General features: G+C 53.5%; 17 protein-coding genes. 8 read left to right on the forward strand and 9 right to left on the reverse strand.

All coding sequences use genetic code 11. From position 1 onward, the window contains the following. The first annotated feature begins 7 nt into the window (after positions 1 to 7). Positions 8 to 1645, forward strand: a complete 1638-nt coding sequence (locus tag FE848_RS15050) for a glycerol-3-phosphate dehydrogenase/oxidase (protein WP_200204676.1) — start codon at positions 8 to 10, stop codon at positions 1643 to 1645. Then, positions 1635 to 3194, forward strand: coding sequence for an FGGY-family carbohydrate kinase (locus FE848_RS15055; RefSeq protein WP_200204677.1), 1560 nt, complete (start codon positions 1635 to 1637; stop codon positions 3192 to 3194). The genes FE848_RS15050 and FE848_RS15055 overlap by 11 nt, the downstream gene beginning before the upstream one ends. A 56-nt stretch (positions 3195 to 3250) precedes the next feature. On the opposite strand, the gene FE848_RS15060 is transcribed toward FE848_RS15055, so the two are convergent. Next, a complete protein-coding gene (locus FE848_RS15060; protein WP_200204678.1) occupies positions 3251 to 4810 on the reverse strand; it encodes a DUF4139 domain-containing protein in 1560 nt (519 codons plus the stop codon). A gap of 300 nt (positions 4811 to 5110) precedes the next feature. On the opposite strand from FE848_RS15060, the gene FE848_RS15065 reads away from it, so the two are divergent. Together FE848_RS15065 and FE848_RS15070 are read left to right on the forward strand one after the other, a co-directional pair. Then, positions 5111 to 5752 (forward strand): c-type cytochrome, encoded by a 642-nt coding sequence (locus FE848_RS15065; protein ID WP_200204679.1) that lies wholly within the window; start codon positions 5111 to 5113, stop codon positions 5750 to 5752. A gap of 15 nt (positions 5753 to 5767) precedes the next feature. Further along, positions 5768 to 6781 (forward strand): c-type cytochrome, encoded by a 1014-nt coding sequence (locus FE848_RS15070; protein WP_200204680.1) that lies wholly within the window; start codon positions 5768 to 5770, stop codon positions 6779 to 6781. Between the two features lie 41 nt (positions 6782 to 6822). Here the strand turns inward: FE848_RS15070 and FE848_RS15075 are convergent, their stop codons facing one another. From FE848_RS15075 to sstT, 8 genes are all read right to left on the reverse strand, one after another. After that, complete coding sequence (locus tag FE848_RS15075; RefSeq protein WP_200204681.1) at positions 6823 to 7635, reverse strand: thioesterase family protein; 813 nt, start codon at positions 7633 to 7635, stop codon at positions 6823 to 6825. Next, on the reverse strand, positions 7628 to 8527 hold the full coding sequence (locus FE848_RS15080; RefSeq protein ID WP_200204682.1) for a DMT family transporter: 900 nt from the start codon (positions 8525 to 8527) through the stop codon (positions 7628 to 7630). Before FE848_RS15080 ends, FE848_RS15075 begins: the two co-directional genes overlap by 8 nt. Positions 8528 to 8602: 75 nt before the next feature. Further along, on the reverse strand, positions 8603 to 9682 hold the full coding sequence (locus tag FE848_RS15085) for a hypothetical protein (protein WP_200204683.1): 1080 nt from the start codon (positions 9680 to 9682) through the stop codon (positions 8603 to 8605). Between the two features lie 338 nt (positions 9683 to 10020). After that, positions 10021 to 10515: an ATP-binding protein gene (locus FE848_RS18780; RefSeq protein ID WP_227715381.1), complete on the reverse strand. Its 495-nt coding sequence runs from the start codon at positions 10513 to 10515 to the stop codon at positions 10021 to 10023. Then, entirely contained in the window at positions 10490 to 10807 is a 318-nt protein-coding gene (locus FE848_RS18785) for a sensor histidine kinase (RefSeq protein WP_227715382.1), read from the reverse strand. The genes FE848_RS18780 and FE848_RS18785 overlap by 26 nt, the downstream gene beginning before the upstream one ends. A 10-nt stretch (positions 10808 to 10817) precedes the next feature. After that, complete coding sequence (locus FE848_RS18790; RefSeq protein ID WP_227714938.1) at positions 10818 to 11066, reverse strand: hypothetical protein; 249 nt, start codon at positions 11064 to 11066, stop codon at positions 10818 to 10820. 98 nt (positions 11067 to 11164) lie between these two features. Then, the gene (locus FE848_RS15095; RefSeq protein WP_200204684.1) at positions 11165 to 12097 is read right to left on the reverse strand and encodes an ROK family protein; all 933 of its coding nucleotides are present in this window, start codon (positions 12095 to 12097) and stop codon (positions 11165 to 11167) included. Positions 12098 to 12151: 54 nt separating this feature from the next. Further along, positions 12152 to 13375 (reverse strand): serine/threonine transporter SstT, encoded by a 1224-nt coding sequence (gene sstT, locus FE848_RS15100; protein ID WP_200204685.1) that lies wholly within the window; start codon positions 13373 to 13375, stop codon positions 12152 to 12154. A gap of 193 nt (positions 13376 to 13568) precedes the next feature. Between sstT and FE848_RS15105 the strand changes: the two genes are divergently transcribed. The 4 genes from FE848_RS15105 to dctP all read left to right on the forward strand — a co-directional run bounded on the left by FE848_RS15105 (position 13569) and on the right by dctP (position 17803). Next, complete coding sequence (locus FE848_RS15105) at positions 13569 to 14456, forward strand: LysR family transcriptional regulator (RefSeq protein WP_200204686.1); 888 nt, start codon at positions 13569 to 13571, stop codon at positions 14454 to 14456. Positions 14457 to 14577: 121 nt separating this feature from the next. Beyond that, positions 14578 to 15807 (forward strand): CaiB/BaiF CoA transferase family protein, encoded by a 1230-nt coding sequence (locus FE848_RS15110; protein ID WP_200204687.1) that lies wholly within the window; start codon positions 14578 to 14580, stop codon positions 15805 to 15807. Between the two features lie 11 nt (positions 15808 to 15818). Further along, complete coding sequence (locus tag FE848_RS15115) at positions 15819 to 16766, forward strand: hydroxymethylglutaryl-CoA lyase (protein ID WP_310966236.1); 948 nt, start codon at positions 15819 to 15821, stop codon at positions 16764 to 16766. 47 nt (positions 16767 to 16813) lie between these two features. Next, complete coding sequence (gene dctP / locus FE848_RS15120) at positions 16814 to 17803, forward strand: TRAP transporter substrate-binding protein DctP (protein WP_200204689.1); 990 nt, start codon at positions 16814 to 16816, stop codon at positions 17801 to 17803. Positions 17804 to 17866 lie beyond the last annotated feature (63 nt).

Here is a 17866-nt window from a genome sequence, read left to right on the forward strand (position 1 = left end):
GCCCCCGATGAACCGTCGAGACGCATTGCTACGCGAACTTAAGAGTAGCCCCCAAGCCTTTGATGTGGTAGTGATTGGGGGCGGCATTACGGGTGCAGGCATAGCACGGGAGGCTGCAGGCAGCGGCCTGAAAACCTTGCTGGTTGAACAAAAAGATTTTGCATGGGGCACCTCCAGCCGATCCTCAAAAATGGTTCACGGTGGCCTGAGGTATCTTGGCAGCGGCCAATACGGTCTGACTCGCGATGCTGTAACCGAACGCCAGCGGTTGATGACAGAAGCGCCGGGGCTGATTGATCCCCTGCGCTTTATCATGCCCCACTTTCAGCGCCAGTTTCCCGGGCCCCGGCTGTTTCAGATACTGCTTCGTGTTTATGACTGGATAGCCCATTCCAAATCCCGCCATTTGCTGACCCCGGGTGAAACCATGCAGTGGGTGCCCGGCCTGAATATGCAAAAAATGTCAGGCGCCAGTGGCTTTACTGATGCTGTCACAGACGACGCCAGGCTTGTACAACGAGTAATTTCAGAAGCCCGCCAGGACGGCGCATGGTGCCTCAACTACGTTAAGGCCGTGCAAGTACTCCGCACGAATGGAAAAGTCAGTGGGCTTGAACTTAAAGCTGAAGACGATGCGAACACCTTTGCGGTTGATACACCTGTGGTTATCAACGCCACCGGTGTGTGGGCAGACCGACTGCAGCAATCCGACAACGGCGAGCAGCCGATGACGATTCGTCCCCTTCGTGGCAGCCATCTTGTCCTCCCATGGAAAACTCTGCCCATTTCCTGCACTGTTTCCTTGCTCCACCCGGATGACAAACGCCCTGTTTTTGCCTTCCCTTGGGCAGGCACTACAGTGTTGGGCACAACTGATCTAGACCATACAGACAGCCTGGATAGAGAACCGCGCATTTCAGCTGAGGAAGTTGATTACCTTTTGCGTATTTCCAACAGCCTGTTTCCCGGTGCCGGTATTTCAAAAGACGATGTGATCTCAACCTGGGCTGGTGTAAGGCCGGTCGTTACCGCAGCGCCAAAACCTGCTATCGGGAATGCCCAGTCAAAAGCACCGTCCAAAGAAAGCCGGGAGCATGAGTTCCGTGAGGGCAAAGGCCTTATAAGTATCGCGGGCGGCAAACTCACCACCTTCCGCTTGATCGCAAGAGAAGCTCTCACAAGAGGCCTCGGCGGTAACGAGAAACTGCGCCCCGAGAAAGATGCGGTATTCAGACCAACGCCAGTGGCTCACAAGCCCGGGGGCATCACCCATCAAAATTGGCAACGCCTCACCGGTTTTTATGGTGCAGATCTGGCCTCCGTACTTAAAGCCGGCCCCGCTGTCCCTGTAAGTAATAGTAGTGGCCTAACCTCAATCCCGGGCGAACTGTTGTGGGCCGAGGTTACATGGGCCTGCTTGCAGGAAGATGTCAAACACCTGGACGATCTTATGCTGCGCCGCACCCGGCTTGGGCTGATAGTCCCCGAAGGCGGCAAAGCGCTGTTACCAGCACTGAAACAACATTGCCAGAGCGCTCTTAACTGGGATGACGAACATTGGCATGCCGAAGAAGCCAGGTATCTGGCACTTTGGAGTGAGGCCTACTCCCTCCCGGGACGGCCGGAGCCAAAGCATGCAGCCTGACCCACTGATTTTAGCCATTGATAACGGCACTCAAAGCATTCGCGCCCTGCTCTTCGATACCAAAGGCAACCTGATTGCCAAGGGTCGACAAGAGATTGAGCCATACTTCTCAGTTCAGCCGGGCTGGGCGGAACAGCATCCAGAGTACTTTTGGGAAAGTCTTGGCAAAGCCTGTGTTGAACTTTGGGCATCTACAAATGTAACACCCGACCAAGTGGCAGGAATCGCGGTAACCACCCAGCGCGGCACCGTGATTAACCTCGACGAGCATGGCAAACCGCTACGGCCAGCAATTATCTGGCTGGATCAGCGCCATGCTCGGGTTGACGGCCCGGTAAAAGGTCCTTGGGGGTGGATATTCAAACTGGCGCGGCTTGAAGACACGGTTAAACGGTTCCGAGAGAATACACAAGCGAACTGGATTTCCCAGAACCAACCGGAAATCTGGAAAAAGACCCGACACTTCCTTCTGTTATCCGGATACCTGAATTACCGTTTAACAGGCGAATTTAAAGATTCTACCGGCAGCCAGGTGGGTTACCTGCCCTTTGATTACAAAAGGCACCGATGGGCCGCCAAACGGGATTTCAAGTGGGATGTAATGCCCGTCAAAAGGTCCATGCTGCCAGATTTGGTAAACCCCGGCGCCACTCTCGGCCACCTCACTGCAGAAGCAGCCATTCATCTGGGACTTCCGGAAGGTTTGCCGGTAATTGCGGCTGCGTCTGACAAGGCCTGTGAAATCCTTGGTTCCGGTGGCCTAACACCTGATGTTGGCTGCATGAGCTATGGAACAACCGCCACCATCAATGCCACCAACAAGCGGTATGTGGAACCGGTTAAATTGATGCCGCCCTATCCTTCCGCAAGACCCGGGCACTATTCCACCGAGGTAATGATATATCGGGGATTCTGGATGGTTAGCTGGTTCAAGCGGGAATTCGGTTTGAGGGAACGGGAGATTGCCGAAAAGCGAGGCATAGAGCCTGAAGAACTGTTTGATGAGCTGGTTAAGTCCGTGCCTGCCGGCTCCATGGGCCTGATGTTGCAGCCCTACTGGTCACCTGGCGTGCGCCAACCGGGGCCGGAAGCAAAAGGGTCTATTATCGGGTTTGGTGATGTTCACACCCGCTCGCACATCTACAGAGCGATCCTGGAAGGCCTGGCTTACGCTCTCCGGGAAGGCAAAGAGAAAATTGAAAAGCGCAGCGGTATCAAAATCACCAAGCTTCGAGTGGCCGGCGGTGGCTCCCAGAGCGATGCAGCCATGCAACTCACGGCAGACGTTTTCGGCTTACCCGCAGAGCGCCCCCACACCTATGAAACCTCGGGGTTGGGAGCGGCCATAGATGCCGCAGTTGGCCTTGGCCTGCACCCGGATTTTGAAACAGCGGTCGCCGCAATGACTAGAGTTGGGGACGTGTTTCATCCCAACCCCGAAGCACGCAACCTTTACGAAAAGCTATACTCCGAGGTTTACCTGCGCATGTATCCGCAACTGCAACCGCTGTACCAGAAGATCCGGGATATCACTGGCTACCCGAAGTAAATTAGATTCACATTAACTCCAAGGGCATGCCTGCAGGAGCCCTTGGAATTCAGGTATCAAAGCCGTGGCAGCTCGGTTCCCTCAGGAACACGAATCTCGAACCCGGACTTCAGGTTGACGGTTCCACCTGCGGGTACCTCACGATCCCACGCCAAAACGCCTTTTTTATCATCAACATTCCGCTGAACAGGCTCGCTTATCTCAAGGGGCTTAACGGTCAGGATGTCTTTCTGGGATACAGGAATCCGATCAAATACCCGGACATTTACCGCTTTGGAGTGATGGTTGGTGATCTCAAAACGATTTTGCCGGCGCTGAACATTTTCACTCTTCCACACCCCTTCCTCGCCTGTGCGCTCAAGCTCATTCACTACCGCTACCCGGATGCCTTCATCCACGCCGAACCCCAAGGTTAGCTCCTCGCCATCCGTCAGTTCCGGCAGATAGCTTTCTCCCACGCTCTGGCCATCCCTGTAAAGAGTAACTCGCCCTGCGGGAATCGGAGCCTCTGATTTGAATATGCCCGTAGCATGCAGGTAGCCGGTCGTGTTCATTACCGGTGCGACCCATGTGGCAACCTCAGCAGGAATGCGGTGCTCCGCTACCGTCAAACGCTGCCCGGAATTGCCACTTGGAATGTCCACCGGCTGGGACAGCCGATAACTTTGAGTGAAGGTACTCTGGCGTTCCACAACAGCCGGGCTAGCCATTACCATTTCAGCCTGCATATCTGCTGAGCGCGCTAAAGACTTGGTGTTGTATACCTCAGGCGGCTCCGGGCTGACGACCCAGGAATATAGTGGTGGCATCGCGGTTCCCCTGCGGACATTGGCAGTTGCAAGGTGCAGCTCTACACCCTCCCAATTGGTGCCTGTTGATTGCTGCACCACTGCAAGATGTTCCAGGGCCATTTCGCCACCAGCCTTACCTTCCAGCTCGGATTTGAGGCGTGCAGTGAATTCGCTGCGCCAGCTGGCCTCCAATGTTTGAAACTTGAGCTTTACCTGAAGCTCACCAGTCACCGGTGCCTGGTAATGCACACGCACTTTCTTGGTGGCCTTGGCACCTTGCTTGATTTGAGCAAGATCCCGCATCAAACGGTCCCTCAAGGCTACGTCGCCAGTCATTTCCGATCGAATAGCCCTGATCTCCGACAATGCTCCCTGGGTTGTATCCTTCAACGCAGCGGCCATCTCGTTCAATTCGGAAGCCTTCAACTCATGGGGCAGTTCTGCGGCTTTGCTGGCAAGGGTTACCTGTTGGTTCCAGGCTTTTATCAAATCCTCTTGCGCCTGAATCCGTGCATTAACAATATCCAGCTCATCCCGGAGCCTGCGGGTCTCACCGGCCACAAACTCTGCCTGCTCCACACGGCTAATCTGTACCTGCTGTATCCGGGCTCCGGTAATTCCCTCAAGCACTACCTGAAGGCTCTGATCCTGCAGGCTAACCGGCAAGCCATCGATTTCGATAATGCCTACACCTGAACTTACCTGCTCGCTCTCCAGCCAGGTGAGCTCGGCGTGGGATGGATACAGAGTTGCGGCGGTGATGTCTGCCTGAGCACTTAACGGCGCTAACGCAATGGCGATTGCAAGTAGGCTGTGCTTTCTCATTCAAGGTTACCTTTCGGGTTGCAGCAGGTTAATGCGGAAATGACACTACCGGTTAAAGTACATGATACACACGCCTTTGGCATCGAAGGCGGCCCTACCTTACTCAAAATACATATTCCGGAAAGGTAATACTGGCGGCATCAATACATTTGTTCGTAGGGCTCGACTCCCACTCCTGTCAGCATACAAGTCATTTTATTTTGACAATTATCAAGATAATTTCTTTCATCACAGGCATCTTGGCTAAATTCATAGAAATACACCATCCTCAGATAGTGCTTACCAATAGGCTAATTGACCATGAAAAAAATTCCGATACTGCTGACAGCATTGGGGTTGTCTAGCTGCTCGGCCTGGGTGTTTGCGGAAGCAGACGCCGAGCGAGGCGCAGCATCTGCGGCCATGTGCATGGCCTGCCACCAGGCCGATGGCGGCGGCATGAACATCGCAGGCGGTGAATCCTGGCCACGCTTGGCCGGGTTGAGCGCAACTTACATTTCCAAGCAGTTGCATGACTACAAATCCGGCGCCCGAAGCAATGCCAGCATGATACCGTTCGCCAGTATGCTGGATGAGCAGCAGATCGAAGATGTGGCCGCGTACTATGCCAGCCTCCCGGCAACTCAAGGTAAAGGCAGTGATGGTGCAGATGAAGCAATCCTCAACCGTGGCCAGCAGCTTGCAGAACGTGGTGATTGGTCTGCTTACATTGTCTCGTGCAAAAGCTGTCATGGCCCGGACAGCCAGGGTGCCGGGGGTGATTTCCCCGGCATCTCCGGTCAACACGCCGGTTACATTGAAGCCCAGCTACAAGCCTGGAAAGCAGGCAACAGAAAGAATGACACGCAAGACCTGATGGGCTCCATCGCCCGCCGGATGAGCGATGATGATATTCACGCAGTAGCCGTTTGGCTCGCAAGCCAAAGCCCTGCGGGCAACTAAGAGGATTCCGACATCATGATTCGCACATTGAGTTACGCCGCCCTGTCTGGAACCCTGTTGCTTTCGGTAAATGCATCTGCAAAAGACACAACTACCCAACAGTATATCGACACACTGACAGAACTCGGTTACCCGGCCCCGAAGGGCAACGAGCTGGTGCACATTCCGCCCACGATGGAAGATCTCGAAAGCGCCAAACTGCATCCGGAGTTAAAGCGTGTTATCCGGCGCGGCTACGACCTGTTCACCAACACCCAACAGCTGCGTGGCGAGAACGTATTCAACAACATGAACTGCTCCAGTTGCCATTTAGGTGAAGGCCGCATGCCCTTCAGCGCCCCTGTGTGGCCTGCAGCCGTAACGCTACCGAACTTCCGTGGTAAAAATGATCATGTAAATAACCTGGAAGAGCGAATTGCGGGCTGCTTCACATACTCCATGAACGGCAAGCCGCCAGAGTATGGCAGCGACAATATGCTTGCCATATCCGCTTACCACCAGTGGTTGGCCAAGGGCGTCGCCATGTACCCGGAACAGCCCATCTATGGCCGCGGGTTCCCCGCACCAGATCGCCCTGAAGAACTAAGCTATGCTCGCGGTGAAGCGGCCTTTGAAGAAAAGTGCTCCGTTTGCCATGGCAACGATGGTGAAGGGCTACGCGTGGGGAATGAGACTGTTTTTCCGGCAACCTGGGGTGATATGTCTAACAACTGGGGAGCCGGAATTGTGCGGATATTCACTGCGGCCGGGTTCATCAAGAACAACATGCCTTTAGGGCAGCCTAATAGCCTTAGCGATCAGGAATCCTGGGATATAGCTTACTACATGAGCAATCAGGAGCGCCCACAGGACCCCCGTTACACCGGAGATGTGGCAGAAACCCTGAAAAATACCGAGGCACGTTTCCATAAACATTCAATGTACGGACAGACCAGGGAAACTGACGGTCACGTGCTCGGGGATCACAGAAACACAGGTGAGAAACCCTTCCTGAAACCCGATTCAATTCGCTCAAGAACGTTTGAGTAATAGAAATAAAGAGGCTGGCCCTGTATGCCAGCCTCTTTAAGCTAGCCCTCAGCTCCAGGCATTCTCATGGGGATGATGGCCTGCATGACTTTGCCCACAGGGCCGTGGCTGTCGAACAGAGTGGTTTCAACAAGGCCAACAGCTGTATCTTGCATTCGGCTGCGAGCATCCAACCCCAACCACTCCCCCACTGGCATTCGATGAAGATAGAGTGTGGCATCAGCATTGATGCAGCCAACATCACCACCCAAGCCCAACTGACCTACACCGTTACCAAAATCACAAAGCGTAGCAGCCATAACGCCAGGGCTTGTTTCGATGCCTTCCACAACAGGCACCGGCAGCTTCATCCATGCAATGCCTTGACCTTGAGCCTTAACACCATCGATGAGAACAGCTTTGGCGGTGCTATGGAGCCCCACCGGACTGTATTGATTTGTCCAACCTGCTGCCTCCGATATGTTTGCCTCAACCGGTCCTGCAGGAGGTTCGTATTCTGATGGCGAAAAGCGACCGTATTCCGGAACGGCGACCTGAGAGTGCTCCAGAAAAAGGGCACTTGCGCGAGCAACCTTGGTGTCGCCAGCAAGTAATGATGCCTCAAGTATTTGAAGCCGCGAGCCGCCACGAACCAACCGGGTGGTCACCGTTAGAGGTGCATCCGGTGCAGGCCTTAGCAGATCCACAGTAAGCCTCGTTAAATTCAAGCTCGCGTTATCCGACGCATGCTCCATGGCATGTGCCATCAATCCCACCACTGGCCCGCCATGCAGGTGGTGTCGGCTCCAGGGGCCCCGACTCGAAGGCGTTGGAACGAAAAAGTCTCCTTCACGCCGAAATAGCGCTTCAATCATGATTGGTCCTTGTTGTTAAAATAGGCTGCTGAAAATTAGCGTCTCTTTGCGACAACACTGCCTGAATAACGCCCGAGACGATAATTAACGCGCAGCCAGACATCTGCAGCGTGTTCAGGCTTTGGCCAAACAGAAACCACCCGAGCGCCACCACGGTTATGGGCTCCAGGTATGCCAAGGTTCCATAAGTAGCCGTTGGGAGTGCTTTCAAGGCTACAACGGCTAACATAATAGCCAGAAATCCTGGGACAACACCCGCTGTAACAAGCCACCCCCACTGCATGCCAACAATGCTTTCACCCTGTTGCAGCATAAAAGGCAGCATACACAAAGCACCTACCAGCATCTGATAGCCACTGCGTGTCAGCACATGCACCTGATCAGGAATCAACCGGTTGGTCACGATAAAGGCTGCATAACAAAGCATGGCGCACAGAGCGTAAAAGAGACCCACTGCTTCCTCCATTCGCCCCGAGAGATTGAAGTTAAACTCCATCATCATCGCGAAGCCAAACAACGCCACCCCGATCAATGCTGTGCTGGAACCTGTTAGCCGTTCGCCCATAAAGAAGTGCGCAGTAATAGACGCGGTTACAGGTGCCAGGTACAGCAACATTACAGCGTTCGCCATAGTCGTATAGCTCATCGCTACAATATAAAAAACCACAAACCCCGCAAGGAACCCGCCTGTTACCAAAACCTTCAGGCCTGGCCATGTAAACATCTTATCTTTCTGGCCAGTAAACAGAAGAAAGCCAGCCATCAAAACGGCGCCAATGAACAGGCGATAGAAGGTTACCGTTTCAGCGCTGACATCGGCGTAGATGGAAATCGCCCCGATGGTGCCCATAAAAACGGCAGCCAGAATGGCTGCCAATATGTGTGGGTTCATTTGCTCAGGATTCCGTATGCAGAATTTCAAGCTTTTGAATAAAGGTAATTGTTGCAGGCTAACAGGTAGGCAGCTTCAATTGCTTAGAGAGGCAATACTGCTTGATTTCGATCGGTAATCCAAGGGCTTAGTCGGCATCATCACACTTTCGATTTTACCGCGCTGTTTTTCCGGGGCTAGATAGAGCTCGGGTATAACCACCGAATTAAATATCTGCGCACACAGCGGCTTAACCCGTGCGAACCTACCTTCGACTAATTCATGGTCACTCTCAAGTGCGCCGACCGAGCACTGAACAGAAACTGCCCTATCCTTGTAAAAAAACGCGTATTGGCGCATCTGCTGAAACATAACGGTGCCCGCTCGCTCAGCGAGTTGGCCAAAATCTATGAAGTAACCCGGCAAGCCTTCTATGGTCACCATGCCATAGTCATAGAGAACCCCGTCTGCCGGAACCAGCGCATCAACTTCGCCTGGCTGCAGCATTTCAGCAACATCAGAACGGCTAATATGGACACCATCTGTCTCACGAACATGAAGGATGACCAACTCCATACCGGTGCCAGCTTCACTTTGCCATTTGCGGACAATGTGCGGGCGATCAGCTTCCTTTTCCTGCCATGATTTTGGTAACTGAATGCGAAGCACTAAACCGCGAGACTTGCCGGAGCCGTCAGTCTGGAAGGTTTGCCGAAAGCCGCTTGAATATTCACTTACAGGATTCTCTGAAAAACGGACAGCAAGAAGATACTCAAGAGTCGGGCTATAGATATCACCCCTTGCCCTGTTGCGCACTTCTTCCAGAAAGTTCTCGGCGAGAATCCGTCTAATCTCCTCACCCTGGGCCATATCCATTAGCTGATTTTCGAGTTTGGCCCTGAATGCTTTAAACACTTCCTCGCCTAAAAACTCGACCAGTTTCGGCTCCAGATTTGCGTGGATGTCACCAAATGTTCTCTGAAACTCAAGTTTGGCCAGCAAAGCCTCGCGTGCAAGGTCGGGATAGTCATCTGCAATTCGTTGCAATGTGAGATTTTGTCCGAGCACAAACCCATACGCCTCGCCAAGGCCCGAGGCATTCCTTGGGCTTGGCTCAATAGCCTTGATTGGAGACACACAAATCATCAGCCCAATCAGCAGGAACAAACCTCTCAAAGGAAAACCCTCTACAAATGCACGGAAACTCACACATTGGAGAATTGTGTGCAGCAACGCCGCTGACTTTCCCTAAAGCGCCAAACCAACAAACTGATAAGCTCTAACGGGATCCCTAAAACCTTTAGTGGTGGAGCGCTCCAGCCCCGTTATTAATGTAGCTTTAATTGACGCCCTCAACCATCGGACCTCCGCGAAATCACGATGAATGGCCTATGTTGCCAACCAACCGCACAAAGACCGGGTGACAGTGTCAACCAGACAAGCGTTCGGGTTTCCGGAAATCAATCCAAGGGGGGCAGACTGCCACCTGCCTAATAAGACTCAAACCGATGCTATTAAGCTCGTTCAGCCAGAATAGCGACGGGGTGTTCATCTGTCTGCTCAAGATAAGCAATTGCGGCCTCACCGCCAGGTGCAGTGATAACGGAACAACCCCAGCGCTCCAGCAGAAGCTTCATGCTTTCCAGCACCGAAAGGTCGTTATCGATTACCAGAATTTTTGCTCCCGCAAACCCTTTGGCAAAAACTTGCGCGGTATTGATACTCGGTTTCGACAATTGCGGCTCGCACATCTTTTCCATCGGAAGCGTCAACGCAAATCGAGAACCTCGCCCTGGGCGGGAAACAACATCCATTTTGCATTCGAGTACTCGAACCATTCGATCCACTATGGCCAGCCCAAGCCCTGCTCCCTGCCGGCCACCGGTGCCCTGTGGCAAAAGCTGATGAAATTCAGTAAAAATCTCTTCCAGCTTACTTTCCTCAATGCCCACTCCGGTATCCCACACCTCAATCCGAAGGGCGTTAGGCCTTGATCTCAGCGCAAGCAAAATCCGACCTTTCGGAGTATATCGAAAGGCGTTGCTGAGTAGGTATTCTTAATACTCTGGTCAGCATTCTCTGATCAGTTTTAACCATGGCTGGTATTTTACGAATGCGAAAATCTAACCCGGCATTGGCTGCAATCGCTTCGAATTCCTCCCCTAACCCTTCAACCAGAGCCGCAACATCGGTCATAACCCAGTCAGGCACCATGGCTTGCTGATCAAGCTTCGATATATCCAGCAGGTCTGCCAGCAAATCCTCTGCGCCCTCTAGCGCGCGGTGAACCTGCTGAACCATTCGGCTTTCTTCAGTCGGCAACAAAGGCTTCAACTACTTCCGGCCCCAAGTCAGGCCGCCTAAGCAAGGTAATTGCCACATGCACCGGGGTTGAATCTGCTCGCCGTAACCGGGTTTCCCGCGCACTCAGGCTGCCGTGGTCAAGCAACTCCTGCCGGAGGGTGTCGAACTCACTGGCGCTGCAGAAAAGCTGTTCCCTGAGGCGTATTACTCGCTGCTGCAGATCCTCCGGGTTTTCGTAACCACAAATCTTTGCCATCGCCGGATTACAGGCCAGGAAGCCTGCCCGCAAGTTGCCTTGATATGCGGGGCTGGAGTTAAATTTCTAGGATGGAATCATCTCTGGGCGGCGATACTTCAGACCTTTGACAACCAAGCTGCCCCCCTAACCCCACTGGAATCTCCATGGGCAGCTCGAACTATCGGTGTTCCGCACTCCCCACCAAACACGTGCTCTGGCAATCGCCGGGGCAGTTCCTGGTAGATCTGTTCGACGTTACTCATGCCACCACCCAGTACGATAATGTCTGGGTCCAGCAGGTTAATAACTGCTCCAAAACCACGGGCCAGATGCTCCATGTACTGGTTCAGGGATTCAGCTGCAGCTCTGTCACCCTGGCGGGCATTTTCAGCAATTTCCTTGGCTGGCAGAGCCTTGTAAGTGGTGAGCTTGTGGGTCATTGATAGCCCGGTGCCCGAGAGGAATGTTTCATTGCATCCATTGCGGCCACAGAAGCATGGGCGCAGCTTAAGCTCATGCTGCGCAGTCCAGGGTAACGGGTTGTGCCCCCATTCACCTGCAACGCCGTTTGGACCGCTAAGAACCCGACCATTTACACTTATGCCTGAACCGCAGCCTGTGCCGAGTATGGCGGCAAACACTACGTCATAGTCTTTACCCGCACCATCTGTGGCCTCAGACAACGCCAGACAGTTCGCATCGTTGGAGAGAGTTACAGGCCTTTGCAACAGTGTCCGCAAGTCATCCTGCATAGGCTGCCCGTTAAGCCAGGTGGAGTTACCGTTCTTGATTCTACCAGTGATGCCAGAAACACTACCGGGAATACCAATGCCCACGGGCAAACCGCTGGCCCCGGCCTGTGATTCAGCCTCCAACACCAATGAATGTATGGTCTGAAGCGTGGCGTGATAATCCCCCTGGGGAGTGGGCACACGCTTTCTGAAATGCTCACTGTAATCAAGCCGGGATCCGCCAACCTGTTGGCTCATGAGGATTACTTCAGTCTTGGTGCCACCAAGATCAATTCCAATGAGCCAATCACTGCTCATGATCGACGGCCAGATTTCGGTTGATCGTCACAGCTAAAATAATCCATAGGAAAGCTAATCCGGCTTCGACTCCGCCCGGCGGCAGGCCGCTGCCGTGAACAAGACATCGGTAGACGAGTTCAATGCAGTCTCGGCTGAATCCTGAACAACGCTGATAACAAAGCCAATCGCCACCGCTTGCATGGCCACTTCTGCAGGAATACCAAACAGACTGGTCGCCAGGGGAATCAACAGAAGCGACCCGCCAGCAACGCCCGAAACGCCACAAGCCGCCAATGCCGACACTACGCAGAGCAACAGCGCCGTTCCGAAATCCACAGGGATTCCTAACGTGTGTGCCGTAGCAAGAGTAATCACAGAAATAGTGATAGCCGCGCCCGCCATATTTACCGTAGCGCCGAGAGGGATAGAAATTGTGTAGGTATCGGGATCCAGCTTCAGGCGCTCCGAAAGCTCCAGATTAACGGGGATGTTAGCAGCGGAACTGCGCGTAAAAAATGCCGTAATCGCACTACCGCGCAGGCACTCAAATACTAAAGGATAGGGATTGCTGCGAATCTGCCAGAACACGATAAGCGGGTTAGTAACCAATACCACAAACAACATACAGCCAACAATAACAGCCAGGAGCTGACCATAACCCAGCAAAGCACTGATGCCAGACTCTGCAAGTGTATTGGCAACCAACCCAAAAATACCCAGGGGCGCAAGGCGGATCACGCCACGAACAATCCCGGAGACTGCCTCGGACAAGTCCTCAAGGCCTTGGCGGGTGGTATCACTGGCGGTGCGCATCATAAAGCCTAGCCCAACCGCCCAGACCAGTATGGCAATGAAATTGGATTCCATTAGTGCTCTGACCGGGTTGTTTACCGCGCTGAGCACAAGGTTTTTCAGGATTTCCCCAATATTCGAGGGAGGATTGCCGCTAACTCCACTCAAATCCAGCGATAGCTGGGTGGGAATCAGAAAACTGGCGACCACAGCGACTACTGCTGCCGCAAGTGTTCCGATTACATAAAGAAGCAACACTCCGCGTATGTGGGTGGGTTGCCCCTGTTTGTGGCCGGCTATGGCAGCAGCTACCAAAACAAAAACCAACACCGGGGCTACGGCTTTCAAGGCTTTCACAAACAGCTGGCCAAGCAACGCGACTGAACCCGCAGCCTCAGGCGATATCATCACCAACAGCACACCTGCGACAATCCCCAAGGCAATTTGGGCAACAAGCCCCAATCGCATTAATGGGCGGAAAACCGCACTCAGTGCTGAAAACATGAAAACCTCGCGTTGCTTTTGCAATGGATGAATATATTGGCGGCCTATAGTAACGCATTGAAAGCCTGCCCGGTAAATGGAAGCTGTCCTGGGCAGAATGATTGCGGAACCAGGAGCATAACTGAAAGCCACTTCCTTTTTCAGACCAACCCCCTAGAATCAATGGAGTCATTTGCTCCGGAGCGTTTGTTGTATGCATTTGGACCCCACATCATTGCGGCTGTTTGTGCGAGTTCTGGAAACGGGCACGATAGCCGCTGTGGCAGAACAGGAATTCATCGCTGCCTCAGCAATCAGTAAACGCATCAGTGAACTCGAAACCAGCCTGAACACTCAATTGCTGGTGCGCACAAACCGGGGCGTTGGCGGCACCCAAGCTGGAAAAGCACTGGCTCAGCTATCAAGAGGTGTACTGCATCAGCTTGAAGAGGTTCATGCGCGAATGCATGAATACTCCCAGGGTGTGCGGGGCGAAGTCAGAATCGTCGCCAATATTTCAGCCATCACTCAGTTCTTGCCCAGCCAGTTGAAAGCGTTTCTGGACCAGCACCCCTTTATCCAGATTCAACTGGAAGAACGTATCAGTTCAGAAATTATTGAAACCGTGGCGCAAAACCAGGCAGACATCGGCATTTTTACCGAGGTGCTTGGCAACACGGAAAACCTGACCATTTACCCATATCAATCCGACCGGCTGGCCCTGATTACCGCCAACCAGCATCCCCTCAGCCAGGCCCAAAACCTGAGCTTTATCGATACGCTGCAATACGACTACGTTGGTCTACATACAGGCAGTGCTATTAATAACAAGCTATTGCAGGCCGCAGCCGCAGCCGAAAAAACCTTTCGTATGCGTATACAGGTCACCAGCTATGAAGCACTGCTGCGCATGGTCGAACAGGATCTCGGCATTGGCATCATGCCCCAAGATATTGCACAGCCTTATGTGACCACCCACCGCGTTAAGGCCATCCCCCTTAATGACAGCTGGGCAAGCCGCAACCTGAAGCTATGCACCAGCAACCAGCACTCCTTGTCGCAAGCGACCTTACGCTTGCTCGAACACCTCACACCCAGCTGAGGATTTCTGCCATCGTATTTCGAGATGGCAGGCTCACATTTAACCATTTTGTTATTTCTCCCTCCCGGCTCATTATTTTGTAAAACAACACGATAACAATGCCATTCAATGTGAGATGAACATGACCAAGGAATCTTCCTGCCCAGGGGATCAGGAGAAAACACCGCAGCCCCTGGAAGGCGTTCGCGTGCTTGAACTGGGGTCACTGATTGCCGGTCCCTATGCCGCCAGCATCCTTGCCCAGTTCGGTGCCGATGTCATCAAGGTGGAACCACCGGGTACAGGCGACCCACTAAGGCGTTGGCGCAAAATGCACAACGACACGTCGCTGTGGTGGTACTCCCAGAGCCGTAACAAAAAGTCGCTTACGCTCAACCTCAAAGATCCCGAAGCCCAGGCCGTCATTCACAAGCTTGTGGAAGAGTGCGACATCGTTATCGAGAACTTTCGTCCTGGCACACTGGAAAAGTGGAATCTGGGCTGGGAGCAGTTGTCGGCTATTAATCCTGCGCTGATCATGATTCGGGTATCTGGCTATGGCCAGGACGGCCCCTATGCAGCACGCCCGGGCTTTGCAGCGATTGCCGAATCAATTGGTGGTATGCGTCATCTTGCGGGCTATCCGGACCGCCCACCGGTTCGTGCCGGCATCAGCATTGGCGACACTCTGGCCTCCCTGTATGGCGTGATCGGCGCAATGATGGCAATGCACCACTTGAAGGTTAACGGTGGTAAGGGTCAGTTCGTTGACGTGGCTCTGTATGAGGCGGTTTTCGGCGTTATGGAAAGCCTGATCCCGGAGTACGGTATGTTTGGTTTTGTTCGGGAGCGCACTGGTGCCAGCATGCCCGGCATTGCTCCCTCCAGCACGTATCGCAGCCGGGACAATCGATACATAGTCATTGCCGCCAACAGCGACAGCATCTTCAAACGGCTAATGAACGCTATTGACCGCCCGGACCTGGCAGATGATCCCGAGCTGACCCATAACGATGGCCGAGCGAAGCGCAGTGATGAGCTGGATGAAGCCATAGAAGCCTGGACCTCCCAGCATAACCTTGCAGACGCCCTGGCCGTTCTGGAAAACGCTGCTGTTCCCTCCAGCGGAATCAACACCGCCGCCGAGATTTTTGAAGACCCTCATTTCCGCGCCAGAGAAATGATTATCGAGCGCCCCCTACCCGGTGGCGGCGAGATTTCGTTGCCGGGCATAGTGCCAAAACTGAGCGGCACACCCGGAGCAACCCGCTGGGTAGGCCCAAGTCTTGGCGAACATAACAGCGAAATTCTCGCTAGCCTGGGCTACTCCGATGACGATATTCAGGCGCTGAAAGCCAAGGAAGTGATCTGATGTTTACTGATATCCCAAAACGGGTACTCATCAATGAGGTGGTGACGCGCGACGGTTTTCAAAGCGAGCCGGATTTCGTGCCAACCGAAACCAAGGTTGAGCTGATCAATGCCCTTGCGGGCCTTGGCTTGAACAAAATCGAGGTTACCTCGTTTGTTTCACCGCGCGCCGTCCCCAATCTGAGCGATGCCGCCGAGGTCATCCAAGCCATCCGAAAGGACACCCCGACCCGCTACGTTGCCCTCGTGCCCAACCAAAAAGGCTGTGCCCGTGCGCTAGAGTTGGGTGTGGATGAAATCAACCTTGTTATGTCGGTCAGCGAAAGCCATAACCTGGCGAATATGCGCATGACCTGCGATCAGTCGTTGCAGCAATTCAAAGATATTGCGGAGATGGTATCGGGCACACCCATGCGCCTGAACGGCTCATTGGCCACCACCTTTGGCTGTCCCTTTGAAGGCCAACAGTCACAGGAACGCATACTGCGATTTGTGGATGCGTACCTGGAACGCGGCCTTCATAGCCTGACCCTCGCCGACACAACCGGCATGGCAGTACCCAATCAGGTGCAATCACTGTGCGAGGAAGTTCGCAAGCGCTGGCCAGAACTGGAGCTGACACTGCACTTTCATAACACCCGCGGCCTTGGGCTTGCGAACGTGTATGCAGCGCTCGCTGCCGGGGTTAACCAGTTCGATGCGTCGCTCGGCGGGCTCGGCGGCTGCCCATTCGCTCCGGGTGCGACGGGCAACATTTGCACCGAAGATCTGGTACACATGCTCAGTGAAATGGGGCTGGATACCGGCGTAGATCTCGATGGTTTGTTGCTACAATCGCAACGCCTGGAAGAAATCGTTAACCATGATCTTCCCGGTCAGGTTCGCAAAGCCGGAAAACGTAGCGACACTCGACCGCTCCCACAGTCTGTAAAAGAATTGATGCAAAACGGCCGCAGCTGATCAGGCCACCTTAAAAAACCAAAAACAGCCAATAATAAGGATCTAACATGAAATTAAAACACCTTCTCTGCTCAGGCGTGTTGGCCTGCTCCCTTGGCGCAGCCATGCCTGCACTTGCAGCAACCACTCTGAAAGTAACACTGCAACTGCCCCTGAAACATCACTTGGGCCAGAACCTGGTCGACTTCAAAAACGAAGTTGAAAGCAGCAGTAATGGTGATATAAAGATCCAGATTTTCCCGGCTGCACAGCTCTATAAGGATAAAGAAGTTCACAACGCCGTGAGCTCTGGCGCCATTGAAATGGGCGTTATCAGCGTTACCCAAATGGCGGGCACCATTCCTGCAGTGGATGTGTTCTACGTACCGTTCATGTTCCCTACAAACGAGAAGGTTGTTAAAGCCACTGAGCCTGGCAGCCCTGTACGTACCCTGCTGGACGATGAAATCATCAAAACCGGCGCTCGCCCTCTGTGGTGGCAGGCTTATGGTGGCGTTGCGCTACTCTCCAAGAAAAAGCCCATTCAGCAGCCAGACGACATGAAAGGCATGAAGGTGCGTGTATTTGGTAAAACCCTTGGTGAATTCGCCAAATCGGTCGGCGCTGCACCGACTGTGATGGCAGGCTCTGAGCAGTTCCTGGCGTACCAGCGCGGAACCGTTGATGCAGGCATGACCGGCGTAACCGCTGTTGGCCCACGCAAGCTGTATCAGGTTATGGATCACCTCACCCTGACCAACCACGCCAACATCGAATTCATGACGCTCATTAACGAGAAAACCTGGCAGGGTTTGACTGACACTGAGCGGACCATTCTGCAAAACGCAGCGCTAAAGGTCGAAAAGCAACTGCGCGACAAGATTCAATCCCTTGAAGCCGATGCCATTGCAGAAGCCAGAAACGAAATGAACGTGATTGATCTCACCCCGGAAGACATCGCCAAGTGGCAGGAGGCAACCCGCCCTGTGCTGAAGAGCTTCATCGAAAACGCCGGCCCTTTGGGTGAGCAAGTGATCGAAGCCGCAAACGCGCTCTGATCTGAATACTTTCTCCCGTATACGGACGCTTGCTTTGCAGGCGTCCGTTATTGTTTGTTTTTC

The organism is Marinobacter sp. 1-3A (assembly GCF_016597775.1).
GTDB classification, from domain to species: domain Bacteria; phylum Pseudomonadota; class Gammaproteobacteria; order Pseudomonadales; family Oleiphilaceae; genus Marinobacter; species Marinobacter xiaoshiensis.